This window comes from Micromonospora sp. NPDC049204 (genome assembly GCF_040647935.1).
Classification (GTDB): Bacteria; Actinomycetota; Actinomycetes; order Mycobacteriales; family Micromonosporaceae; genus Micromonospora.
The window spans coordinates 28,967-52,582 of record NZ_JBEZDC010000024.1; the positions used below are offsets into that span (position 1 = coordinate 28,967).

General features: G+C 70.7%; 24 protein-coding genes and 1 pseudogene. 8 read left to right on the forward strand and 17 right to left on the reverse strand.

From position 1 onward, the window contains the following. Window positions 1–32 precede the first annotated feature (32 nt). Window positions 33–644: a DM13 domain-containing protein gene (locus tag AB0A90_RS32090; protein WP_357255194.1), complete on the forward strand. Its 612-nt coding sequence runs from the start codon at window positions 33–35 to the stop codon at window positions 642–644. Between the two features lie 9 nt (window positions 645–653). On the opposite strand, the gene AB0A90_RS32095 is transcribed toward AB0A90_RS32090, so the two are convergent. Both AB0A90_RS32095 and AB0A90_RS32100 read right to left on the reverse strand, forming a co-directional pair. Continuing rightward, window positions 654–1,256 carry a histidine phosphatase family protein gene (locus AB0A90_RS32095; RefSeq protein WP_357255197.1) on the reverse strand — a complete coding sequence of 201 codons (603 nt, stop codon included), beginning with the start codon at window positions 1,254–1,256 and terminating at the stop codon, window positions 654–656. Window positions 1,257–1,265: 9 nt separating this feature from the next. Next, complete coding sequence (locus AB0A90_RS32100) at window positions 1,266–1,910, reverse strand: transcriptional regulator (RefSeq protein WP_357255198.1); 645 nt, start codon at window positions 1,908–1,910, stop codon at window positions 1,266–1,268. An 87-nt stretch (window positions 1,911–1,997) separates the two neighbouring features. Here AB0A90_RS32100 and AB0A90_RS32105 point away from each other — a divergent pair, with 87 nt between their 5' ends. Beyond that, the gene (locus AB0A90_RS32105) at window positions 1,998–3,128 is read left to right on the forward strand and encodes a PEP/pyruvate-binding domain-containing protein (protein WP_357255201.1); all 1,131 of its coding nucleotides are present in this window, start codon (window positions 1,998–2,000) and stop codon (window positions 3,126–3,128) included. A 41-nt stretch (window positions 3,129–3,169) separates the two neighbouring features. Here AB0A90_RS32105 and AB0A90_RS32110 read toward each other — a convergent pair whose 3' ends face one another. From AB0A90_RS32110 to AB0A90_RS32150, 9 genes are all read right to left on the reverse strand, one after another. Beyond that, a complete protein-coding gene (locus AB0A90_RS32110) occupies window positions 3,170–3,547 on the reverse strand; it encodes an AtzH-like domain-containing protein (protein ID WP_357255204.1) in 378 nt (125 codons plus the stop codon). Between the two features lie 79 nt (window positions 3,548–3,626). Next, complete coding sequence (locus AB0A90_RS32115; RefSeq protein ID WP_357255206.1) at window positions 3,627–5,255, reverse strand: regulator; 1,629 nt, start codon at window positions 5,253–5,255, stop codon at window positions 3,627–3,629. A 12-nt stretch (window positions 5,256–5,267) separates the two neighbouring features. Then, a complete protein-coding gene (locus tag AB0A90_RS32120) occupies window positions 5,268–5,960 on the reverse strand; it encodes a cysteine hydrolase (RefSeq protein ID WP_357255209.1) in 693 nt (230 codons plus the stop codon). Between the two features lie 9 nt (window positions 5,961–5,969). Further along, window positions 5,970–6,659 carry an isochorismatase family cysteine hydrolase gene (locus AB0A90_RS32125; RefSeq protein ID WP_357255211.1) on the reverse strand — a complete coding sequence of 230 codons (690 nt, stop codon included), beginning with the start codon at window positions 6,657–6,659 and terminating at the stop codon, window positions 5,970–5,972. A 39-nt stretch (window positions 6,660–6,698) separates the two neighbouring features. Further along, window positions 6,699–8,501, reverse strand: coding sequence for an allophanate hydrolase (gene atzF / locus AB0A90_RS32130; protein ID WP_357255214.1), 1,803 nt, complete (start codon window positions 8,499–8,501; stop codon window positions 6,699–6,701). 81 nt (window positions 8,502–8,582) lie between these two features. Further along, window positions 8,583–9,248, reverse strand: coding sequence for a GntR family transcriptional regulator (locus AB0A90_RS32135; protein ID WP_357255217.1), 666 nt, complete (start codon window positions 9,246–9,248; stop codon window positions 8,583–8,585). Between the two features lie 153 nt (window positions 9,249–9,401). Beyond that, complete coding sequence (locus tag AB0A90_RS32140) at window positions 9,402–10,661, reverse strand: SpoIIE family protein phosphatase (protein ID WP_357255220.1); 1,260 nt, start codon at window positions 10,659–10,661, stop codon at window positions 9,402–9,404. After that, entirely contained in the window at window positions 10,658–11,488 is an 831-nt protein-coding gene (locus tag AB0A90_RS32145) for an alpha/beta hydrolase (protein ID WP_357255222.1), read from the reverse strand. The genes AB0A90_RS32140 and AB0A90_RS32145 overlap by 4 nt, the downstream gene beginning before the upstream one ends. Window positions 11,489–11,723: 235 nt before the next feature. After that, window positions 11,724–11,960 carry a hypothetical protein gene (locus AB0A90_RS32150; protein WP_357255225.1) on the reverse strand — a complete coding sequence of 79 codons (237 nt, stop codon included), beginning with the start codon at window positions 11,958–11,960 and terminating at the stop codon, window positions 11,724–11,726. 631 nt (window positions 11,961–12,591) lie between these two features. Here AB0A90_RS32150 and AB0A90_RS32155 point away from each other — a divergent pair. Both AB0A90_RS32155 and AB0A90_RS32160 read left to right on the forward strand, forming a co-directional pair. Next, the gene (locus tag AB0A90_RS32155; RefSeq protein ID WP_357255317.1) at window positions 12,592–13,899 is read left to right on the forward strand and encodes a ricin-type beta-trefoil lectin domain protein; all 1,308 of its coding nucleotides are present in this window, start codon (window positions 12,592–12,594) and stop codon (window positions 13,897–13,899) included. A 92-nt stretch (window positions 13,900–13,991) separates the two neighbouring features. Beyond that, the gene (locus AB0A90_RS32160) at window positions 13,992–14,522 is read left to right on the forward strand and encodes a GNAT family N-acetyltransferase (RefSeq protein WP_357255228.1); all 531 of its coding nucleotides are present in this window, start codon (window positions 13,992–13,994) and stop codon (window positions 14,520–14,522) included. Window positions 14,523–14,560: 38 nt separating this feature from the next. On the opposite strand, the pseudogene AB0A90_RS32165 reads toward AB0A90_RS32160, so the two are convergent. The 3 genes and pseudogenes from AB0A90_RS32165 to AB0A90_RS32175 form a co-directional block, all read right to left on the reverse strand. Beyond that, a pseudogene (locus tag AB0A90_RS32165) lies at window positions 14,561–14,695 on the reverse strand (class I SAM-dependent methyltransferase); the annotation flags it as partial. 73 nt (window positions 14,696–14,768) lie between these two features. Next, the gene (locus AB0A90_RS32170; protein WP_357255231.1) at window positions 14,769–15,563 is read right to left on the reverse strand and encodes a class I SAM-dependent methyltransferase; all 795 of its coding nucleotides are present in this window, start codon (window positions 15,561–15,563) and stop codon (window positions 14,769–14,771) included. Then, window positions 15,560–16,774: a hypothetical protein gene (locus AB0A90_RS32175; protein ID WP_357255234.1), complete on the reverse strand. Its 1,215-nt coding sequence runs from the start codon at window positions 16,772–16,774 to the stop codon at window positions 15,560–15,562. Before AB0A90_RS32175 ends, AB0A90_RS32170 begins: the two co-directional genes overlap by 4 nt. A 136-nt stretch (window positions 16,775–16,910) precedes the next feature. Here AB0A90_RS32175 and AB0A90_RS32180 point away from each other — a divergent pair, with 136 nt between their 5' ends. Continuing rightward, complete coding sequence (locus AB0A90_RS32180; RefSeq protein WP_357255236.1) at window positions 16,911–18,155, forward strand: histidine kinase; 1,245 nt, start codon at window positions 16,911–16,913, stop codon at window positions 18,153–18,155. Then, on the forward strand, window positions 18,152–18,823 hold the full coding sequence (locus tag AB0A90_RS32185) for a response regulator transcription factor (protein WP_357255239.1): 672 nt from the start codon (window positions 18,152–18,154) through the stop codon (window positions 18,821–18,823). Before AB0A90_RS32180 ends, AB0A90_RS32185 begins: the two co-directional genes overlap by 4 nt. A 37-nt stretch (window positions 18,824–18,860) precedes the next feature. Here AB0A90_RS32185 and AB0A90_RS32190 read toward each other — a convergent pair whose 3' ends face one another. Next, window positions 18,861–18,989, reverse strand: a complete 129-nt coding sequence (locus tag AB0A90_RS32190) for a hypothetical protein (protein ID WP_357255242.1) — start codon at window positions 18,987–18,989, stop codon at window positions 18,861–18,863. A 454-nt stretch (window positions 18,990–19,443) separates the two neighbouring features. On the opposite strand from AB0A90_RS32190, the gene AB0A90_RS32195 reads away from it, so the two are divergent. Further along, window positions 19,444–20,850 (forward strand): ricin-type beta-trefoil lectin domain protein, encoded by a 1,407-nt coding sequence (locus AB0A90_RS32195; protein ID WP_357255245.1) that lies wholly within the window; start codon window positions 19,444–19,446, stop codon window positions 20,848–20,850. A 60-nt stretch (window positions 20,851–20,910) separates the two neighbouring features. Here the strand turns inward: AB0A90_RS32195 and AB0A90_RS32200 are convergent, their stop codons facing one another. Together AB0A90_RS32200 and AB0A90_RS32205 are read right to left on the reverse strand one after the other, a co-directional pair. Further along, window positions 20,911–21,393 (reverse strand): GNAT family N-acetyltransferase, encoded by a 483-nt coding sequence (locus tag AB0A90_RS32200; protein WP_357255248.1) that lies wholly within the window; start codon window positions 21,391–21,393, stop codon window positions 20,911–20,913. Window positions 21,394–21,562: 169 nt separating this feature from the next. After that, window positions 21,563–22,096, reverse strand: coding sequence for a hypothetical protein (locus tag AB0A90_RS32205; protein ID WP_357255251.1), 534 nt, complete (start codon window positions 22,094–22,096; stop codon window positions 21,563–21,565). A 90-nt stretch (window positions 22,097–22,186) separates the two neighbouring features. On the opposite strand from AB0A90_RS32205, the gene AB0A90_RS32210 reads away from it, so the two are divergent. Beyond that, a complete protein-coding gene (locus tag AB0A90_RS32210) occupies window positions 22,187–23,542 on the forward strand; it encodes a glycosyl hydrolase family 18 protein (RefSeq protein WP_357255253.1) in 1,356 nt (451 codons plus the stop codon). Window positions 23,543–23,616 lie beyond the last annotated feature (74 nt).

The following is a 23,616-nucleotide window of genomic DNA, read 5'->3' on the forward strand; positions in this document are numbered from 1 at the left end:
TTCGACGGTTGCCGCGGCCGTACGCTGCGGTGATGGGAAAGCCGATCTTCCGGTCGCCGGTGGCCTGGGCCGCCCTCGTCTCCGCCGTCGTCGTGACGGCCCTGGCCCTCTCCTGGTTTCAGCCGTGGAAGCTGTTCACCGACACCTACGTCGACGAGGCGCTCCCGGGCGCGGGGACGACGTCGACCGTCCCCGCGCCGACCTCCACGACCCCGGCCCCCACGACCCCGACCCGCACGACCCTGGCCCCCGCGACCCCGGCCCCTGCGTCGAAGGCCACACCGGCGGCTAACGAGATCCTTGCCGCCGGGACGTTCGTCACCCACGAGCACCAGACGACCGGCAGTGCCGAGATCCACCGGCTCGCCAACGGACGCCACCAGCTCGTCCTGCGCGACCTCAAGACGTCGAACGGGCCGGATCTGCGGGTGTGGCTGACCGACCAACCGGTCATCCGGGGCACGGCCGGCTGGCACGTGTTCGACGACGGCGAATGGGTCGAGCTGGCACGACTCAAGGGCAACAAGGGCAACCAGGTGTACGACCTACCGACCTCGGTGGACCCCCGTGACTTCCGGAGTGTCTCCATCTGGTGCAAGCGATTCTCGGTCTCCTTCGGCGCGGCCGACATCAAGACCACCTGACCCGGCCCCTCACGGGCGTGCGGCCGAGCGGAACCCCGTCCAGCGCAGCTCACCCGACAGGTGGCTCTGGTCGTTGAACATGACGAGCGTGGGCGACAGGCCGGCCCGGTATTCGAGCACGGTGAGGCCGGTGTTCGCGCTGTCCAGGCCGAGCCACCGGGTGGGCGGGGCCGCCAGCGCGTGCCGCACCAGCCACGCGATCGGGTACGCGTGCGTGATGAGCACCTCGTGCGAGTCCGGCTCGGTGCGCTCCGGGGCCGTGGTGAACCTCGCCACCAGGGCCTCCGCGATGCGTGTGCCGGCTGCCGCCTCGGCCTCGTCGTAGCCGTCGAAGAAGCCGGCCCAGGAGCGGGGCATCTCGTCCGCGTTCGGCACGTACGGCACGTGGTCGACGAGTTCGGCCGCCTCGGCGACCGGCACGTCCGGCAGGTGCTTGGCGATCTCCCGCGCGCTCGCGGCGGCACGCGGCAGCATCGAGTGCCACACCGCGTCGATCGGCAGGCCGGCGAGACGCCGACCGAGCAGGTCTGCCTGCCGGTGTCCCACGTCGGTGAGCTGGCCGAAGGCGTCCGCCGCACCGTGTCGGGCCAGGTAGAGGTATCGGACAGCCACGGCGGGAACCTATCGGCTTTCCGGTGCGGCGTCGCGGGCGATCCCGAGTGTCGACAGGAGGTCCTCGTGCAGCTCCATCCACACGGCGTGGCACGATGCGACCCCCACCCCGGTCACCCACCGCCCGTCCCCGGCGCGAGCCCGGGTGAGCGCCGCGTCGAACCGGTCGGCGTAACCGTCGAACCGCCTCAGCACGCTGACGAGCGCGCCGATCAGCCGGGTCAGCTCCACGCCGATCGCGGTGAGCTCGTCCAGCACCCGGCCGTCCCACTGCGGGTCGGTGTGGTCGTTGGACGTCAACCGGTCACCCTCGACCGGCCGCAGCTGCCAGTCGGTGCAGGCCCGGACCAGTCGCCCGTTGAGGGTCTCGAACTCCTTGTGGGCCTGCTCGACGGTGGCTCGCGCGCCCGCCTGGTCCAGCTCCTCGCCAAGCTTCCGGGAGTCCTGCTCGCGGCCGCGCTCGGTGAGCGTCCACCCGCCGGTGCCACCGAACTCGACGTGGGTCACCCACCCGTACGCCTCGAAGTCCAACAGCAGCTCGGCGGCCGTCTCCAGGTCGACGCCGGTGCGGCCGGAGACGGCCGCGTCGTTGGCCACCCCGGCGACCCGCACGGCGTGCAGAACCGACAGGTCCGGTGCTGAGGCATGCGTCATGGTGATCAGCATTCCGACTCCCGCATCGGACGTCAACGTGGCGCTTCGGGTCCGGGTAGGCTCGCCCAGCAGTTGAAAGGGGGCCTGTTGCTGATCGACCTGAGCGACGCCGAACCGGCGACGTCCGGCGGCAAGGCCGCCGCGCTCGCCCGGCTTCTCCGCGCGGGCATGCCGGTCCCACCCGGGTTCGTGGTACCGACCACCGCCTACCGGGAGACCGACGACGGTCTCCCGGCGGAGCTGATCGACGAGATCGCTCAGGCGCTCCCGCGGATCGGGGACGGCTACCTTGCCGTGCGGTCGTCGGCGACGAGCGAGGACACCGCCCACGCCACCGCGGCGGGGCAGCACGACACCTTCCTGGGCGTGCGCGGCCCCGAACAGGTGGCGGACGCCGTCCGCGGATGCTGGTTGTCGCTGTGGTCCGAGCGTGCCGTGGAATATCGGCGTCGGCAGGGCGACACACCGTCGCCGTCGATCGCCGTGCTGGTGCAGCGCCTGGTGGACGCGGACGTCGCCGGGGTGATGTTCACCGGCGACGACATCCGGATCGAGGCGTCCTGGGGGTTGGGGGAAAGCGTGGTCAGCGGCCACGTCACCCCGGACTCGTGGACGCTCTCCGGCGGCGACATCACCCACCGGTCGCTCGGCACGAAGGAGACCCGGGTCGACCGCACGGTCACCCGCGAGGTGGCACCGGCCGACCGGGAGCGCTTCTGCCTCACCGACGACCAGCTCACCCGGCTTGCGCAGCTCGGCCGGCGGGCAGCCGACCTGCTGGGTGGCCCGCAGGATGTCGAGTGGGCGATCGCCGGCTCCCGGATCTGGATCCTCCAGTCGCGCCCGGTCACCAGCGCCCTCCCTCCCGCGCCAACGGTCGGCGGCGAGGGCGGTCAGGCCCGCACCGGTACGCCCGGCAGCCCCGGCCGCGCCACCGGGCCGGTGCGCGTCGTGCGTGGCCCCGCCGACTTCGCTCGGGTCCGGCCCGGTGACGTCCTCGTGTGCCGTACCACGGATCCGGCGTGGACCCCGCTGTTCGGGATGGTCGCCGCGGTCGTCACCGAGATCGGCGGTCTCCTCTCGCATGCCGCGATCGTCGCCCGCGAGCAGGGCCTCCCGGCCGTCCTGGCGGTCGCGGACGCGACGACTGCCCTGCCCGACGGCGCGCCCGTGCGGGTGGACGGGAGCACCGGCCGGGTCGCACTCCTCGATCCCTGATCGCGAGTGGCGCCCGGCAGCACGCTGCGTCGGCCACGAAGCTAGCCCACCGAGACGGAGACGTGCGCGGTGACGATCCGCCAGCCGACGGGCAGGCGTACCCAGGTCTGGGTCTGCCGCCCGGTGGCGGCGGTGCCGGCGTACCCGAATCGGGTCGTCACGACCGCCAGGTCCGGGCCGAACGTGGTGACCACCGGATCGACCAGCCGGCGGCCGGCCGGCAGTGGTGGCTGCGCGGCCCGCCACTTGCGCTGCTCGTCCAACCCGTACTGATGGTCGGCGAGGCCGAAACGCACGGTCTGTTCGGAGTCCCAGAAGTACCCGCAGATCTCCTCGGCGTCGCCGTCGGCCAGCGCCCGCTCGTAGGCGGCGAAGGCCGCCGTCACCTCGGCGACCACGTCCGTCCGGTCGATCTCCATGCGGTACGTCCCTTCGATCCGGTGGTCGGGAACTGGCCGGCCCGGTCGGTGGCTTGCCGCCCCGACCGGGCCCGCCGGCTCAGCCGCTCAGTGCCGACGTCCGCCGCTCGCCGTCGGCCCGATCGGCGTCGAGGTCAGCCGGACCGTGCTCCCGGTCCAGTGCGGCCTCCTCCGGGTCGGGCTCGCGGGGAGTGGGGCGACCCAGCGCGAAGATCACGCAGATCACCGCGACGAAGAGGTAGCCGAGTGCCACCTGGCCGTTGGCGTTCCATTCGACGCGCTCGCCGTGGATCAGCCCGATGAACGACAGCGCAGCGCCGGTGCCGGCGAAGATCGCGGCCCGGACGAACCGCTTGTCGATGATGAAGACCACCACCGCGCCGAGCACCAGGCCGGCGAGGATCGCGCCCTGACCGAGCACCAGCAGCCCGTCGTAGACCACGCCCGCGCCGTTGAGCGCATCGTCGCCGACCGCCGCGGCGGTGGTGCCGGCCGCCGCCAACGCGTTGTCGATCTGCCCGGTCGCCCAGGCCGCGATGTTCGGGATCAGCGCGGCGACCACCGCGGCGGCGTGCGCCCGAGGGGTCGCCTGGAACGCCTGTGCGCCGATCAGCAATCCGATGTAGAGCAGGATCGGCACGATGGCCGCCGTCGGGAAGATCGCGCCGAGCAGCCCGAACATGCCGAGGAAGCACAGCACGGCGATCACCACCCCGGTCGCCATCGAGTAACCGCTGCGACCACCGGCCGCCTTCCAACCCGGGTGCCCGACGTAGACGGCCGGCGGGAAGGGCGAGCCGAGCGCGGCCCCGATCACCGCGCCCGCGCCGTCGGCCAGCAGCACACTGCGCAGGTTGTAGTTGTCCCCCGCGGTGGCGGCGCTCTCCACGTTCGTCATGCCCTCGGTGAAGTTGTAGACGCCGAGCGGGATCGCCGTCGCCAGCAGCGGCGCCATGTCGGCCAGCCCGGTGAGGAGCAGGTCCAGCTTGAACGAGGGTACGGCGATCGCGATGTCCCGGGCAGCGGCCGTGACGTCCGGCACCGACATCGCCCCGCCGGCCCAGCCGATCGCGGTGCCGAGCAGCAGCGCGGCGAGGCCGATCGGGAAGTTGAACGGCAGCTTCACGTCGGTGAGCAGGCCGATCAGCAGCAACGCGAAGACCGGTAGGGCCACCCAGGCCATCCGCCACATCTGCCCGGCCGGATTCATCGAGATGAACGTGATGGAGATTCCCGCGAGGGTGCCGAGCAGCGCGGCCCGGGGCGCGTACCGGCGGATGTACGGCCCGACGAACGCGCCGATCAGCACGATCACGCCGATGATGAAGGCCCACGCCAGCCCGGCCTCCCAGGCCCGCACGGGGTCCTGGGTGCGCAGGTAGATCGGCAGCATGATGACGAAGATGACGATGAACATGTGCGGCACGCTCGGCCCGTACGGCAGGGCCGTCACGTCCGTGCGGTTCTCCCGTCGCGCCAGCCGGCGGGCCAGCCAGGTGTAGTAGACGTTGCCGGCGACCAAGGCGATGCCCAGCGCCGGCAGGATGGTGCCGAACACCTCCCCCTCGGGAAGGTTCACCACGGCGAGGCAGAGCCCGGTCAGGGTGAGCACGTTGACCAGGACGTTGACGCCGAAGCCGAAGAACGCGTTGGTGTCGCCGCGTACCCAGTACGGGAGCGGGGCGACGGTGGGCTTGGTCGAGACCATGGCTGCTCCCGGTCAGGAAGAGGGTTGCAACACGGTGGTGGTGGGCAGCGCGGCGCGGACCTGCGCCGAGTCGGCGACCCACCCGAAGATCCCGCCCTGGGCGGCGATCATGTCGAGCCCGACCCGCTGGAACTCGGGGAAGTAGGACCCGACGCAGTCGGCGAGTACGAGGCACTCGTACCCGCGGTCGTTGGCCTCCCGGACGGTCGTGTGCACGCACACCTCGGTGGTGACCCCGGTGACCAGAAGACTGCGGACGCCCCGCTCGGCGAGTAGGCCGTCCAGTTCGGTGGCGTAGAAGGCGCCCTTGCCGGGCTTGTCGATGACCGGCTCGTCAGGTAGCGGTGTCAGCTCGTCGATGATGTCGTGGCCGTACTCGCCGCGGACCAGGATCCGGCCCTTGGGTCCGAGGTCACCGATCCGCATGCTGGGCGCTCCGCGGCTGAGCTTGGCCGGCGGACAGTCGGACAGGTCGGGCAGGTGCCCCTCGCGGGTGTGCACGATGGTCATGCCGACGGTGCGGGCGTCGGCCAGCAGCGCCGCGAGTGGCGGGATGGTGCGGCGCAACTGGCCGACGTCGTTGCCCAGGCTCGCACCGAACCCGCCGGGTTCCAGGAAGTCGCGCTGCATGTCGATGACGAGCAGCGCCGTGGTCGAGAGGTCGAAGGTGTACGGGCCGGGCCGTGCGGCGGGGATGGTCAACATGGGCGCACCTCACTGGGCCGTGGCGGCGATGACGTCGTCGGATGTGGTGACGCAGCCGAAGACGCCGCCCTGCATGGTGACCATGTGCAGTGCCGCGTCGTGGTTGGCCTTGTCGGTGGCGCCGGTGCAGTCGGAGAGAATCAGGCACTCGTACCCCCGGTCGTTCGCCTCGCGCATCGTGGTGTGCACGCAGACGTCGGTGGTGATGCCGGTGAGGATCAGGTGGGTGATGCCCCGGGTGCGCAGCACCAGGTCGAGGTTGGTGGCGTAGAAGGCCCCCTTGCCGGGCTTGTCGATGATCACCTCGCCGGTCACCGGGGCGACCTCGGGCACGATCTCCCAGCCCGGCTCGCCCCTGATCAGGATCCGGCCGGCCGGGCCGGGCGTGCCGATCTCGGCGCCGATGCGGGCCGACCGCCACCGCTTGTTCGCCGGCAGGTCCGACAGTTGCGGGTCGTGCCCCTCCCTGGTGTGGACGACGAGCATTCCCAGCAATCGGGCGTGCTCCAGCAGCCGGGCGGTGGCCGGCAGGCCGGCCCGGGTGAGGCCGATGTCGTAACCCATCGCGTCGACGTAGCCGCCCGGTCCGCAGAAGTCGGTCTGCCAGTCGATACAGAGCAGTGCGGTTCGCGCGGTGTCCGCCGCGCCGTCGTACGGCCACGGGTAGGGGTTGGCCGGTACCGGCCCGATGCTGCCCATCCTCTCGCCTCCTGTCGTCGTCGCTGGTGCCTGTCCGCGCTAGCGCCGGGTGGCGGCGCGGCGGTAGGCCCGCCACCCTCCGGTGGCGCTGATGTCCTCGGCCGGCGGGCCGGCGGCGTACGCCTCGCAGAGGAAACCGAGCACGTCGCGCCCGTCGTCGAGCCGGACCCAGCCGAGCGAGAGTGGGGCCGGGACCCCGGCCAGCAGACCGCCGACCGCGGAGCCGGGCAGTCGCCACAGCTCGACCTCGATCGAATGACCCGCCGGCTCGTCCGGTGCCACGCGGACCAGGCCGGGCAGTCCCTCGCCGTCGGGGGTGTCCATCCGGACGAGCCGGTAGAGCGGCGCGGTGCGGGCGGTGTCGACGAGCGCGGCACCCTGCCCGACCAGCTCACCGTTGCGGGACTCGCCCGTCAGGTGCCGGCCCACCACGGCGACCAGGAGTTCCGCCGGACGCTGCGCCGGTGGTGAGCTGACCTCGACCGTCCGGGTTGGTGGGCCGCCGTCGGTGAGGGTGGCGGCCAGGCGGGACAGGGTGGTGTCGCTGAACGCCGGGCCGACCAGGGTCAGGCTCGCCGGGCGACCGGTGCTGGTGAACCCGTTGGGTACGGTCACCGCGGCCAGGTCGAGCAGGTTCGCGAACTGGGTGTAGCGGCCGAGCATGGCGTTGCGCCCGATCGGGTCCTCGGCGATCTCGTCGAGCGTGAACGTGGTGCCGACGGTGGGCACGACCAGCACGTCGATGTCCTGCCAGAGCTGGTCGACCTGCGCCCGCAGCTCGCGCAGGCGGTGCTGGCCCCGAAAGGCGTCGATGGCGTCGTAGCGCCGCCCGGTCTCCAGCACGGTCCGGGTGACCGCGAGGACCGACTCGGGATGCGACCGCAGGAAGCCGTCCAGCGCGACGAGCCGCTCGGCGACCCAGGGTCCCCGGTAGAGCAGGTCGCCCGCCTCGAAGAAGTCGCCGAGCGGCACCGACCGAGGGGTCCCGACGAAGGTGCGCAGCCGTTGCACTCCCGCGACGAACCGAGCCTCCTGCCCGGCGTCGCCGAAGAACTCCAGGTCCTCTGCCCGGGGCACTCCGAGGCGGAGCGTCCCCGGCAGGCGGGCAACCACCCGCTCCGCCGGCAGCGGACGTCCCCAGGGGTCGGCCGCCGTGACGCCACGGGCCGCGTGCAACACCTCGACGGCGCCGGCGACGTCGGCGGCGAAGACCGACACGCAGTCCAGCGAGCGGCAGGCCGGCACGACACCGGCCGCGCTGAGCAGACCCCGGGTGGGTTTGAGGCCGACGATCCCGTTCAGTGCCGCCGGCACCCGACCGGAGCCGGCGGTGTCCGTACCCAGGGCGAAGCTGACCTGGCCGGCGGCGACCGCAACCGCGGAGCCGGAGCTGGAGCCGCCGGAGATCAGCCCGCCACCGAAGACGCTCTCGCAGCTGCCGTAGGGCGAGCGTGCGCCGGTCAGGCCGGTGGCGAACTGGTCGAGGTTGGTCTTGCCGACGAGCATCGCGCCGGCGTCGAGCAGTCGGCGCACCACCGGCGCGTCCTCGGCGGCGCGGTACCCGAAGTCGGGGCAGCCGGCGGTGGTGATCATGCCGGCCACGTCGATGTTGTCCTTGACCGCGAACGGGATGCCGTACAGCGGCAGCGCGGGATCACCGTGGCGGGTCAGCGACTCGGCGCGTTCGCGCAGGTGCTCAGCCGGGACGGTGCTGATCCAGACCGGCCCGCCGGCACGTCCGGCAAGCCCGTCCAGGACGCGCTCGGCCTGGGCCGCCGGGGTCAGGCCGCCATCGCGGTACGCCGACCGAAGCTCCGAAATGGACCCTACTGGTTCTGGCATACAGTCGATTGTCGACCGAACTGTTACGGGAACCAGCGCGCTGTGTAACGACGACATGACGGCACCCGGGCCGCGCCGCGCCTAACCGAGGTACGAGCGCGCCCCGTGCCCCGCGAGCACGGTGAGCACCTCCTCCGCGTCTCCCCCGGCGACCGCCTCGAACAGCCGCTCGTGCCGGTGGACCCCGTCCAGCGGCTGCGCCAACTCGGCCTCCCGGCGCAGGTTGATCGCCATGTAGAGCTGCAACTTCACCAGGATCGAGCCGTACACGGCGGACAGTTGGCGGTTACCGGCGAGCGCCACCAGCGCGACGTGGAACTCCCGGTGCGACTCGGCGACCGCCATCCGGTCGCCGGACCGGGTCGCCTCCCTCATCTGGTCCAGGGTCGCCCGCAACCCGGCCAGGTCGCTCTCCCGGCCGACCGGGATCCCGGCCCGCACCGCGAACTGTTCCAACATGTCCCGCAGCTCGTACAGCTCCCGCACGTCGCGGTCCGACAGGGTGGCCACCCGGACTCCCCGCCGCGGCACGTGCTCGACCAGTCCCTGTTGGGCCAACAACCGCAGCGCCTCCCGCAACGGAGCCCGGCTGATCCCCAGCCGTCGGGTCAGCTGCTCCTCCACCAGGCGTTCGCCCGGGTCGCTCTTGCCGCTGAGGATCTCCCGGGTCAGCCGGGAGACGGCGAGGTCCACCAGACTGACGCTCTCCAGCTCACCATCCACCGACGAAGCGGCCACGTCGTTCACGCCGATGAGTCTGCCACCCGCCCCCGGCCGACCGGTGTGGCCTGGTCGCCTCGTACGACCTGTCTCCGGTGCCGCCGCCTCCGACGGCATCGCCCGGCGTCGCGCCGCGCCGATCGGCGGCCGGCAACCAGCGGGCTTCTGGGGTTTGGCCGGTCAGCGTCGCATCGGTGGGGCGCCGATGGCCAGGACCGCGGTGTCGTCGGTGAGCCCGTCGCCGAACGTGTCGAGCAGATCGGTGACGGCGGCGACGGTATCGGCGGCGGTGGCGGGCGCGAGAGAGCCGGCAAATCGGGCGAGAGCCGCCGCTCCGTAGCGACCGTCGGCGGTCTCACCGCCATCGACACGAGCCTCGGTGAGTCCGTCGCTGTAGAGGAACAACGTGTCGCCGGGGTTCGCCACGATCGTGGTGTTGGTGTACCGGGACTGCGGGAAGGCCCCCACGATACGGCCCTTGGTGGGGTGGTAGTGGGTCGCGCCGTCGGCACGCAGCAGCAACGGTTCCGGGTGCCCGCCGCTGGCGATGATCGCGGTGAAACCGCCGACGGCCGGCGTGGGTGTGAGGATGCCGAACACGACGGTGCAGTAGCGCGCGTCCGAGCGGTATTCCTGCCAGAGCACGGTGTTGAGGTTGTGCAGCGCGGCAGCGGGATCGGGGTCGTAGACGGTCGCGGCGCGCAACGTGTAGCGGGCCAGGGCGGTGACGGCGGCCGCTTCGACGCCTTTGCCGCTGACGTCGCCGAGGAAGAACCCCCAGCGGCCGTCGATGAGCGGGAACAGGTCGTAGAAGTCGCCGCCGACCTGGTCGGTGGAGGCGGCCCGGTAGTACGCGGCGCTCTCCAGCCCGGGCGGGGTCTGCAGTACGGCGGGCAGGAGACTGCGTTGCAGTTGGCTGACGAGATGTCGTAGCCGTTGGTCCTCGCGCTCCGCGGCCCTGCGGGCGTGGAGAAGCTCTCTTTCGTAGGCGCGGCGCATCTTCGCGTCGAAGATGGCCGTCCGGATGAGTTGGGGTTGCCCCTCGCTGCCGGTCTTGACGACTGACGTGACGAGGACCGGCATCCGGGAGCCGTCCCTGGTGCGAAGTTCGAGGGAGACACCGGCGATCTCGCCCTGCATGGCGAGCATCGGCGCGAAGTGGGTCTCGTGGTAGATCCGGCCGCCACCGGTGAGCAGATCACTGAAGCGACGCCGGTCGACGAGCTCCTCGCGGCGGTAGCCGAGCCAGCCCAGCAACGTCTCGTTGATCTTCGCGATGGTGCCGTCCAGCAGGGTGGACAGGTACCCGCAGGGCGCATTTTCGTACAGGTCTTCGAGGTTGTCTTCAAGCAGGGCAGGAAAACCGACCCCACTCGGCTGGGCACTCCCGTCATCGCCCAGGCCCTGACCGTCCGGGTCGGGCCCCGCGGTGGCGGTCATCGGTAGGCGGCCCTGACGAACGACGTGATCGCTGCGGCCGTCGCCTCCGGCGCGCTCAACTGCGGGCAGTGCCCCGTCGCATCCAGTGTGACGAGTCGACTTCCAGGAATCTGCCGATGGACGAATGCCCCCACCTCGGGCGGTGCGATGGCGTCCTGAGCACACTGCAGGATCAGGGTCGGAACTCTCACGCTGGCGAGATCCGTGCGGTTGTCGGACAGGAACGTCGCCCGGGCGAACACCTGCGCCATGGCGGGATCCGTCCGGCAGAAGCTAGCCGTCAACTCTTCACCCAGCTCCGGCCGCTCGGGATTGCCCATGATCACGGGCGCCATGGTCGACGACCAGCCGAGGTAGTTGCTGTCGAGTGAATCGAGCAGGTCGTCGATGTCCTCGCGAGTGAAGCCACCCCGGTAGTTCTCGTCATCGATGTAGCACGGCGACGGGGTGACCAGGACAAGTGCGGAGAAGCGGTCCGGTTCGCGGTTCGCCGCGAGGACCCCGATGCTCGAACTCACCGAGTGCCCGACGAAGATCGGCTGCTGGAGGTCGAGGTCCTGGCAGATGGTCAGCACGTCGTCGGCGTAGCCGTCCAGGGACGCGTACCGGTCTGCGTCCCAGGCCATCGGGTCGGCCTTACCTGATCCGACATGATCAAACAACACCAACTGGGCCCATTGTCCGATTTCGGCGACCAGATGGCGCCACATCTGCTGATCGCAACCGAAGCCGTGCGCGAGCACAAGAGTCGGGCCGCCCTCACGACCGGCCACCATCACGTTGTTGCGGTCCCGCACAAGCATCCGCCCATCTTCCATCACCCGCATCCGCGGTCCAAGCAGGGCTCACCTGCCCTTGGCTGGAGGTGGCCGCCGGCGCGGCGGATGCGGGTCCGGTCTGCTCGACCTCCGCCACGGCCGCCGTGACCTGCGCCACGCCGAGTGCCGCCAACGCCGCGTGCGGCTCGGCCACCGGCGTTGCTGGTTCCGGGTTCGGCGGCGGCGTTTCCGGCCCACCCCGCCGCCAGGCAACGGCGGGGCGGGCCGGTGGCACCGCGTCGGCTCACCCGTCGCCGGCGGCACGGTGGCGGTCGGCCTCGGCGTCCGCGGCACCTGTCGGAACGCCGTCGCTGTCGCGGGCGGCGTGGGACAGGTCCACGTCCGCTCCGGTCCGGGCGGCGTCGGCCGCCGCGTCGTCCGCGCCGACGATCTCCCCGCCAGCGTCGGCACCCGCGCCGTCGTCGTCGATGAGCTGTTCGGGGGCGGCCAGTGCGATCGGTACATACCTGGGCTCGGTCATCTCGTCCTCCTCCGGGGTCCCTGCGTGCTTCCCCTACCGCTACCCCGAGGAGTGCTCGACACACCCTCGACCATGCCGGCGAGGGGGTGCACGGACACCGTCCAGATGAGAGCCAGCTGCACCGCGACGATCTGCGGGGCATCTCCGGCGCATCGGCGTCGCGCTCGGAACGGGCAGCGGACCGTCGGCCAGCATCACGCTACGTAGTGACGTCATACGTCAGACGATGATGCTAATCTATTTCGGCGCGGTAAACGGATCTCGACTGCGGAAGGATCACGATGCCATCGGATCGGCCGACAGTCAGCTCCGCCTTCACGCGTCATACCCGTGCACGGGCGGCCGGCAACATCCCCACGGCCGCGGCAGGACGCACAGTCGTCCTGCCCAGACGACGGGCGATCGCCGCCGCGACGCCCGTCCCTGCCCGTGCGGACTCCGGCATCGCCGCGTCCAGCCACGCCGTCCCCCGCTGGTCGTTGTCCCGCCAATCAGAACGGGACGTCCGCCCAGCTGCGTGTCGCCGACGCGGGTCGAATGCCGCACGTCGTCAGCAACGCATACCCAAGGAGGTTTGACTGTGCCACTTCGAAAACTCACCAACCCCTGGATAGGGGCGGCCATGGCCGCCATGATGATGGTCGCCGTCGGGGCGTACGTCATCATGACCGGCGCATCCGCATCCGCGGCCAGCACCGCCGGCTGCGGCAAGGCGCCCGGATTGAACAGCGGCACCCACACCATCCAGAGCAGCGGAAAGAGCCGCAGCTTCATCCTTCGGCTGCCCGACAACTACAACAACACCTATGCCCACCGGCTGGCCTTCGGGTTCCACTGGCTGGGCGGCACCTCCAGCCAGGTCGCGGGCGGCGGCACCGACGGAGCGTCGTGGGCCTACTACGGCATGCTCTCGCAGGCGAACAACACGACGATCTTCGTCGCCCCGCAGGGCCTCAACGGCGGCTGGGGCAACTCCAACGGTGAGGACGTCACCTTCACCGACGACATGATCCGCATGATCGACAACGCGCTCTGTGTGGACACCACCCAACGTTTCTCGGTCGGGTTCAGCTACGGCGGCGCGATGAGCTACTCGTTGGCGTGTTCCCGGCCGAACGTGTTCCGTGCGGTCGCGGCAATCGCCGCCCCCGGGGCGATCAGCGGATGCAGCGGCGGCACCCAGCCAGTGGCGTACCTGGGGATTCACGGCATCAACGACAACATCGGGAGCGGACGGTCGCTGCGCGACAGGTTCGTCCGGAACAACGGCTGTGCCGCGCAGACCCCGCCGGAACCGCGGGCGGGCAGCCTGACCCACATCACCACCGCGTACTCGTGCCAGCCCGGATACCCGGTGCTCTGGGCCGCCTTCGACGGCGGCCACCAGCAGGGGCCGGTGGACGGGTGTGCCGGCTGTGAGAGCGGCGCGCGGAGCTGGGTCAAGCAGGAGGTGTGGCGGTTCTTCAGCCAGTTCGGGTCCACCGTGCCGCCCACCAGCGCACCGCCCACCACCACTCCCCCGCCGTCGAGCCCGCCGCCGGGTGGTCAGCAGAACGTGCAGATCGTGGGTAGCCAGTCCGGCCGCTGCGTCGACGTCCCCGGTTCCAGCACCACCAACGGGGCCCGCCCGGCGCTGTGGGACTGTCACGGTCGCACCAACCAGCGCTGGACCCACACCTCCAACCGCGCCCTGACCGTCTACGGCAACAAGTGCCTGGACGCCAGCGGCGCGGGCAGCAGCAACGGCACCGCTGTCATCATCTGGGACTGCAACGGCCAGGCCAACCAGCAGTGGAACCTGAACGCCAACGGCACCATCACCTCTGCCCAGTCGGGGCTCTGCCTCGACGCCGTCAACTCCGGCACGGGCAACGGAACGCAACTGCACCTCTGGGCCTGCCAAGGCAGCGCCAACCAGCAGTGGAGCACGCGCGCCTAGTGCCACATCCGGCTACTGCCGGAGACGCGCCGCCCGGGCACTTTCCCGGGCGGCGCGTCGCCGTCGGCTACCGGCCCGCCTACCATTTCGCCATGCAGGACAGCACCGACGGCGTACGGATCAGACGCGGTAGCCCGGCCGACGCACCCGCCGTACTGAAGATGCTCGACGCCGCGGTGACGTGGATGAACGATCGGGGCAATACCGAGCAGTGGGGCACCACCCCGTTCTCCGCGAAGCCCGGCGGGGCCGACCTGGTCGACCGGTACCTGACCGAGAACCTCCCGTACATCGCTGAGCTGGACCGGACACCAGCCGCGACCCTGGTGCTGGACTACGGACCCAGCCCGCGCGCACCGATCACGCCCGCGGCAGAACCCGAGCGGTACGTCCGCCTCCTGGTGACCGACCGACGGTTCGCCGGTCGACACCTCGGAGCGGCCATGTTGGCGCACGCCGTGGAGGAGACCCGACGCGCCGGCGTGCGGTTGCTCCGGGTGGACTGCTGGGCGGGCGGTGGTGGCGAGTTGGTGGCGTTCTACGAGCGCAACGGGTTCACCCCCACCGACACCTTCCGAGCTGGCTCCTGGCCGGGGCAGGTGCTGGCCCGGCGGGTCGACTGAGTCGTACCCGCTGTCTCCGCGATGGGGCGAACACGTCCTCAACGGCGGGTGGCGCGGTGCAGCGCGGCGACACCGCCACTGAGGTTGCGCCAACCCACCCGCTGCCAGCCCGACGCGGCGATCCGCTCCGCCAGGTCCCGCTGATCCGGCCAGACGCGAATGGACTCGGTCAGGGGTCGTACCGTTCGGCGACGCCGTCGAACATCGCGGCGACCGTTGGCGGCTGCTTGTCCAGACCGGCCCGCGTCACGGCATCACCGCCGCTGCCGGTACCGCCGTCGTGAGCAGGTACTCGACCTCCAACCGGAGACGACCGCCGTCGGCCACCCCACGGTCGCCGACGAACGAGCGCAGGTCCGCGCGCAACGCCTCCCACCGGCCCTGGGCCACCAGCCGATCCCGTTCGGTGACGACGTGACCGGCGGTGTCGATGAGCAGGCTGGTCGCCGCGTCGGCGTTGGCGAAGCTCAGGCCCAACCGGTGCACGACGGTCGACGTGATCCGCAGGTCGGCGTCTGCCAGGATCTGGCCGACGAGCGTGCGGTCACCCCATCGGCTCGGTGGGGCGCCTCCGGCCGGAGGCGGCGGTAGATATCCGCCGAGCACCTGGCCCATGGCCGGCAGCAGACTGCCCGGTGTCCAGGCGGCCAGCAGGACCCGGCCCGATGGGGCACACACCCGGCTCAGTTCCCGGGCCGCCGCTTCGTGGTCGTTCGCGTACATCACGCCGAACACCGACAGGACCACGTCGGCCGCATCATCGGGAAGCGGCAGGCGACAGGCGTCCGCGACCTGCCAGTCGACCGCCAGGCCGTCGTCCGCGGACCGACGCCGGGCCAGTTCCACAAGCGCCGGCTCCAGGTCCACCCCGACGGTACGGGCTCCGCACCGGGCGGCCAGTATCGCCGCGTTGCCCGTACCGGTGGCCACGTCGACCACCTGTTCACCCGGCCGTATCGCGGCGGCCGCCACCACCGTTTCGGCGACCGGCATCAGCCGCCGCGCCATGGCCGGATAGTCGCCGGCAGCCCACGTGGTCACGGATGCACTCTCCCATGGACCCGTGGGACGGCGGTCGGGACAGGTGTGCACACGCGGCATTCGGGGCGTCGCCGGTACCAGTAGGCGAGGGTGGCGGCGGCGAGCAGGAGCCCCCAGAGCGGGAAGGGCATCAACAGGACCAGGAAATGTTCCGAGAGGTCGGTTCCGGCCCCGAAGGACTGCTGTACCAGCGAATGGCCGGCGATGCACATCATGAGGGCCACGATCAGGCCGGGTATGACCGCCGCGTGGACGGGTACCGGGCGACCGCCGACAAACGGCAACGAGCGTGGGAAGACCTCGCCGCGGGGCCGGATCAAGCCGAGAGTCAGCCAGGTGCCTGCCTCGCCGGCGACCGCGAGGGCCAGTCCGAAGATGCGGAGACCGGGGTGTGCGGCGAGGGTCTCGGCGCTTTCCCCGATGGGCCAGGGCGTCAGCCAGCTCAGTCTGGTCACCACGTACGGCAGGGGGCACAGGGCGGCGGCCCAGGTCAGGACGCGACCCCAGGACGACGCCGCCGCTGGTGTCGTCCACGCCGCTCCCGGGCGTCCACAGGACTGGCAGTGGCCGCGGTGGTGCCGCAGGAGACGGACCAACACCGCAGCCCAACAGGCGCCGACGGCCAGGGATCCGAACACGACGAACGGTCGGTAGCCGATCGGTTCGGCGTCGCGGGCGATGTAGCCCAACCACAGCAGCAGCGCGACGAAGGCTGCCGCTCCGACGGTGATGCCACCGGCGCCCGCGGCGCGACCGCTGCGTGGCCTCGCGGACCTGAACAGGCGCGTGGCCAGTGCGGCGGTGATCGCGGCAGGCACCGCCAGCGTCATCAGGTACGCGGTGATGGTGAGCACCTGGATGTCGGGAACCAGGAAGCCGAGCAGCGTCGCCGCGACGGCGGCGACCACGATGCCGCCGACCCGGACCGCCGCGCCGACCCGGCCGCTGCGGAGCAGACCGGCCAGCGCCAGCCCGACGACGCCGGCCGTCAGGGCGAGCGCGACAGCCGTGTCCGACGGTACGTAGGTCATGAGGGAGAGGTCCGCGAACCGGTCCTGCGGGCCGAACGGGTAGCTGCTCGGGCGCAGCCACCACAGGACCCCGACAGCGACCAGCAGGAGGGACCCGACCAGGACGCCGGCCTCCGGCCAGCCGGCGACATATCGATGGTGTCGTGATGCCGGTACGTCATCCGTCAGTGCTGCGTGCATCTCTGTTCTCCCCGTGGGTGAGCCGGCCACGCCCGTGACCGGCATCGTGACGCCAGCATCGCCGCGCTCAGGAACCCCTCGCCATCTGCCGATCGGTAGATACCGGTCGGCAGCGCGATGCGGTTACGGTGACCTCGTGATCTCGCTGAACGCCCTGGGAGCCCGGTACGGGCGGGTGTCCCGCAGCCGTACGGCACGAGCGAGTACGGCGATCGGCGCCTGCCTCGCTGTCGTCGTACCGGCCGGGGTCTGGGGTTCGGGCGGCCACCCACCGCTCGCCCTCGTAGCCGTGCTGGCCCTTGCGACGCTCGCCGGGCACGCGGCGATCTGGCCGCGCGCCCGGCACCTGACCGGCGTGAGCAGCGTCGTGGTGTCCGTGCTGTCACTCGGCGCGGTGGCGCTGTGGCACCACGCCGGCGCTCCCATGCCGGCGGGGCCGTGGCCCCTGCTGACCACGGCAGTCCTGGTCGCCTACCTCGCCCTGGTCTGCCGGATGGCCACGTCCCGCATCTCGACACTGACGGTCGCCGTGGCGATCCTCGCGGAGAGCGTGCTGGCCGTTCCGATCACCGGGGCCGCCGAGCTGGGCTGGCGCGACCGCGTCGCCGTCTGCGTCTTCTGGTCGCTGGCCGGGTTCGCCGGCATCGCCGCCGGTCGGTACCTGCGCCGCCTCGACGAGGCCCGGGTACGCGCCGTCCGGCTGGCTCGCCGGGCGCAACGCGTCCAACTCGCCACCGACCTCCACGACTTCGTCGCCCATGACGTCAGCGCGATGGTGATCCAGGCGCAGGCCGGACGGATCCTGCTCGACGAGGGTGTCGACGTCGCCGAGGTACTCCAGGCCATCGAGGCGGACGGCACCCGCGCGTTGAACGCGATGGATCGCACCATCCGGCTGCTCCGGGAACTTGAGGATGTCGCTGGCGCGGTCCGCACGCCCTTGCCGGATGCTAGCGAGTTGCCGAACCTGATCCGGCGGTACGCGGCCGCCTGGGACGGACCCGTCACCGTCGCTGTCGATCCGGGACTCGAATCCTCGTTGCTGCCCGAGGCGAGCACGACCGCCTACCGCGTGGTTGTCGAAGCGCTCACGAACGTGCGCCGCCATGCCCACCCCGGGGCCGCCGTCGACGTACGGCTGCACCGCAGGCTCGAAGGCGTCACCGTGGCCGTGACGAACACGTCACCCACCGACCAGCGGAGCCCCGCACCGATGCACAGTCGGCGCGATCCGGTACGACGGCGCAGCGGCACCGGGCTGAACGCCCTGGCCGAACGAGTCGACATGCTCGGCGGCACGCTCGACTACGGGCCGCAGTCGCCCGCTGGATGGCAACTACGTGCCGACCTGCCCGCCGACGTGCTGCGGACGACAGCATGACCATCCGCGTACTCCTCGCTGATGATCAGCACTCCGTCCGCTTCGGGTTCCGCACCATCCTGGGGGCCGCCACGGACATCGAGGTCGTCGGCGAGGCCGCCGACGGTGCGACGGCGCTGACCCTGACTCGGCAACTGCGTCCCGACGTCGTCATCGCCGACATCCGCATGCCCGGGATGGACGGACTCGAACTGACACGCAGGCTGTGCGCGGCAGGCGCTCCCGTCGCGGCGCGCGTCGTGGTGGTGACGGCCTACGATCTCGATGCCTACGTGCACACCGCGCTCCGCCACGGCGCCAGCGGATTCCTCGTCAAACACTCCGGGCCGGCGCTTCTCACCGAGGCGGTTCGCGCCGCGGTGGCCGGCGACGCGTTGATCAGCCCCACCGTGACGGTTCGGCTGCTCCGCGAACTCTCCCGGACCACGATCGCGCCCGCCCGCAAGCCGGAACCCGCGCTGTCCGACCGCGAGATGGAGGTCGTCTCCCTGGTGGCCGACGGTCTGACCAACCCCGAGATCGGCGCCAGACTGTTCATCACCACGGGAACCGTCAAGACCCACCTGGCCAGCGTCCACCGCAAGCTGGGCGTGCGGAATCGCGTCGGCATCGCGCAGTGGGCGTGGGAGACACGCGCCCACACCCGGATGCCGGGCGAGCAGCGCTAGTCCCCCGTCGGCGTGCCGGGCCGACCGGTCGCGCGTGCTACTTGCTCCGGGAGCGCAGGAACAGGATGACGACGATGGCCACCACGACGAGGACGAAGAAGCCGATCAGCACCGGTTGGGAGACCGGCGTCTTCGGACCTCCGACCACGGCAAGGTTGTCCAGCATGGCAGTCTCCGTCCACTGAGGAGGTACGCGTTCGGGACTGTCCCCTTCCCAGAATGCGTGGCGCGCAACCCACTCCGACGCGGGGAGCAGACCGAGGCGCCGCGACCGCCTCGCTGGTGTCCCCCGGTCGAGCGCGACACGCTCCCCGACCTCCCGATCCGTAACAGGCCCGAAACTACCGGTTGAGAATCCTGGAACTTCGTGCCAGCCTGAGAGCCATCGATGAGTGTGAACGTTAACGCTAACGACCCGTGGTTTTCGCTCTCACCACCGGAGGATCAGCATGATGTCCCCGGACCCGTCCCACCGGGCGCACCCGACCACTGACGCTCACATCTTCCGGAACGACGGCGGTAATTCTGCTCCGAGGGCGCCCGGCCCGGGTCTGCTGACGCGGCAGCACTGACGGACGGACAACGCCGGGGCACCCACCCACCACCAGGAGGTACCAACCATGCGCGGACATGCGAACCACCCCCCACCCGAGGAAGACAACCGGGTGTCCTCCCGTCTTCGCGGACGGCTGCTGAAACTCGCCGCTGCGGGGATCGCCGCCGCAGTCGCGATGTTCACCCTGACGATGACTACCGGATCGGCATCGGCCGCCGACAACCCGTACCAGCGAGGCCCGGACCCCACCCGGACCAGCGTCACCGCCGTGAACGGCCCCTTCGCCAACACGTCGGTGAGCGTCCCGACCGGGTACGGCTTCAACGGCGGCCGGATCTACTACCCGACCGACACCAGCCAGGGCACTTTCGGGGCCATCGCGATCTCGCCCGGCTACACCGCGTTGTTCTCCGCCGAACTGGCCTGGATGGGTCCGTGGCTGGCCTCCCACGGCTTCGTCGTGATCGGCATCGAGACCAACAGCCGTAACGACTTCGACACGGCTCGAGGCACCCAGTTGCTCGCCGCACTGGACTACCTGACCCAGCAGAGCCCGGTACGCGACCGGGTCGATCCCACCCGGTTGGCGGTCGCCGGTCACTCGATGGGTGGCGGTGGCGCACTGAGCGCGGCCATCCGGCGCCCGTCGTTGAAGGCAGTGGTCGGCATCGCGCCGTACTCGCCGTCGTCGAACCTGGCCAACGACCGGGTGCCTACGATGATCTTCGCTGGGCAGGCGGACACGGTGGTCACCCCGTCCTACGCCACCGGCCTGTACAACAGCCTCCCGGCCACCACGGAGAGCGTCTACGTGGAGGTCGCCGGCGCGGATCACGGGTTCATGGTCGGACGGTCGAACCCGGTGATGGTCCGCACCATGCTGCCGTTCGTCAAGATGTTCGTCGACAACGACGCCCGGTACAGCCAGTTCCTGTGCCCGTTGCTGGACTCCAGCGGCGTGGTCACCTACCGCAGCACCTGCCCGTTGCTGCCCTCGACGCCCACCAGCCCGACGGCGACCCCCACCAACACGCCGAGCCCCACCAACACGCCGACCCCCACCGCGTCGCCCTCCGTCCCGCCCACCTCGGCCAGCGAGATCGTCGGGACGCAGTCCGGTCGGTGCGTCGACGTACCCAACGCCGCACGCACCAACGGCACCCGGGTGCAACTCTGGGGCTGCAACAAGCAGACCAACCAGGCATGGACCTACACCGCAGGCAAACAACTCCAGGTGTACGGCACCATGTGCCTGGACGCGGCGGGCTCCGGCAACGGCGCGGCGGTGCAGATCTACGGCTGCCACAGCCAGACCAATCAACAGTGGAACGTCAACTCCAACGGCACCATCAGCAGCGTCCAGTCCGGACGATGCCTGGACGTCTGGAGCACGGCCAACGGAGCCCAGATTCAGCTGTACGACTGCCACGGACAAACCAACCAGCAGTTCCGGCTCGCGCCCCTCGCGTAGGGATCGCGGCCGGACGAAAACGGGCGGGCTCGGCGTCACGCCGGGCCCGCCCGGATCAGATCAGAGCTCCCGGTAGTAGACGGCGATCGGCAGCGGAGTGCAACCAAGTGCTTCGTACAGGGCTCGGGCGGGGGCATGGAATCCGTCCCCGCCCGTGCCGATCATGACGACCTCGGCACCGAGTTCCCGCATCGCGGCGAACGCGTGCTCGCACAGCACGGTGCCCGCGCCGAGCCGGCGGTGCTGCGCGGACACGGCGAGGATCGTGACGCTGGCATTTCGGCGCTCGGGTTCTACTGCCCAGGCCACGTAGCCGGCGACGGCACCGTCGATCTCAGCGACCGCGACGTACCGGTGCTCGGCGGGGTCATGGAGCCCGGCAACCTGCTTGACGTAGTCGTCGCGCCACGTACCGTGCTGGTTGGCGAAGACCGCCTCGCCCACGAGGGGGCGGAAGGAGTCCTCGTAGAACGGCCCGAACGTCTCGATTGTCAGTTCGGTGAGCCGAGCCAGGTCATGCGGAAGAAACGAGCGGATACGCATGTGAGTGTGCCTCTCGAGCCGAGGATCTGAAAGCCAACAAAACGGGCATCAGATGGCCGGCTGGCGGCCGGAACGGCGGCAAGCCGACCCTCAGCGGCGGGTACGCCAAGCGGCGAAGCAACACATGGTCGAAATCCTACCGGGCACCGCAACGGCATTCGCGTCCCTTCTAGAAGGAGCACCAGCAGTACAGGCCCTCGCCCGCGTCCCGGGCGCGCTGCACGAGGGCGGCGACCTTGTCGATGACCGGGAGCATCTCGTCGTCGGGAAGCGGGCCACTCCGCGCCAACTCCTCGGTCCGCCCCCACCGCGCGGACAACTCCGGCATCTGCGGCGTGGCGATGGAGGCGAGGGTGTCCCGCGTGGCCCGATCGAGCGACATCAGCCACGGCCCCTCCTGCTCGTCCTCGCTCCACACCAGATCGGTACCGATCAGGCTCGCGTTCCAGTCGACCTGGCGCACGAAACCCACGAGCTGGCCGAGGATCACCGTCGGCTCGATGCCCTTCAGGTCGACCGCATCCACGGCCGCGCCGCCGTGACCGACGGCGAGCGGCCCGCCCTCGAAATCCTCCACCAACCTGACAGCCGCAGCGTCGTCCTCGGCCCGGAAGTAGTCGTACAGCACACCCATGGCGTGCACTCCACCACAGGGGTACGACAGCAGATGCCCCACGCCGATCCCGCCGCCGAACTCCCCCACTTCCTCGAATCTGTAAACAACCCTTGATATTAAACTTCACGAACGTCAATATGTGGAGGTCGCGGGTCGTCGAAGCCTGGGGAGTGAGCCATGAGGAGCCGTCGGATTTTCGCAGTGGTGGCCGGGGCGGCGATGACCGTCACGGCAGCCGTCGCCTTCGTCCCCAGCAGCATGGCGGCCGTGTCCTCGGCGGATGCCGTGCCGATGGTCGCCTGCACCGCCCCGGCCTGGGCCGAGGGCACCACGTACCAGACGGGCGCCCAGGTCACCTACGGCGGCCGGCTCTACCAGGCACTTGTCACCCACACCGCGCACCCCGGCGCCGGCTGGAACCCGGCCGCGACCCCGTCGCTGTGGCGTGACCTGGGCGCGTGCTCGGGAAGCACTCCGCCGCCCACCACCGCCCCACCGACCACGGCGCCACCCACCACTGCGCCACCCACCACTCCACCCCCGACCACACCGCCCCCGACCACGCCACCCCCCACCGGCGGGACCTGCGCGGTGAAGTCGCGGCCCACCGGCAAGGTGTTGCAGGGCTACTGGGAGAACTGGGACGGCGCCTCCAACGGCGTACACCCCGGTCTCGGCTGGATCCCGATCACCGACAGCCGGCTCAGCCAGCACGGCTACAACGTGATCAACGCGGCGTTCCCGGTGATCCGCGCGGACGGCACGGTCCTCTGGGAGAACGGCATGGACGCCGGCGTCAAGGTCGCCACCCCGGCCGAGATGTGCCAGGCCAAGGCCGCCGGCGCCACCATCCTGATGTCGATCGGCGGAGCCGCCGCGGGCATCGACCTGAGTTCCACCGCGGTCGCCGATCGGTTCGTCGCGACGATCGTGCCGATCCTGACGGCGTACCACTTCGACGGGATCGACATCGACATCGAGACCGGCCTGACCGGCAGCGGCAACATCAACACCCTGTCCACGTCGCAGGCGAACCTGATCCGGATCATCGACGGCGTGCTGGCCCGGATGCCGTCGAACTTCGGCCTCACCATGGCACCGGAGACCGCCTACGTCACCGGCGGCAGCGTGGTCTACGGCTCGATCTGGGGCTCGTACCTGCCGATCATCAAGAAGTACGTGGACAACGGCCGGCTCTGGTGGCTGAACATGCAGTACTACAACGGCAGCATGTACGGCTGCAACGGCGACTCGTACCCGGCGGGCACCGTGCAGGGCTTCACGGTGCAGACACAGTGCCTCAACAACGGCCTCACCATCCAGGGCACCACCATCCGCGTGCCGTACGACAAGCAGGTCCCGGGCCTGCCCGCGCAGATCGGGGCGGGCGGCGGCCACCTGTCGACGTCGCTGGTCACGCAGGCGTGGAACTCCGTGCCCGGGCTGAAGGGCCTGATGACCTGGTCGGCGAACTGGGACGGGTCGAAGGGCTGGACCTTCGGCGACAACGTGAAGCGCCTCCAGGGCCGCTGACGGGTCACGTCGCCGGGCCCCCGCCAGCCGGCCTTCCGGCAGGCGCGGGCCCGGCGATTCAGGAGGCCGTGCCA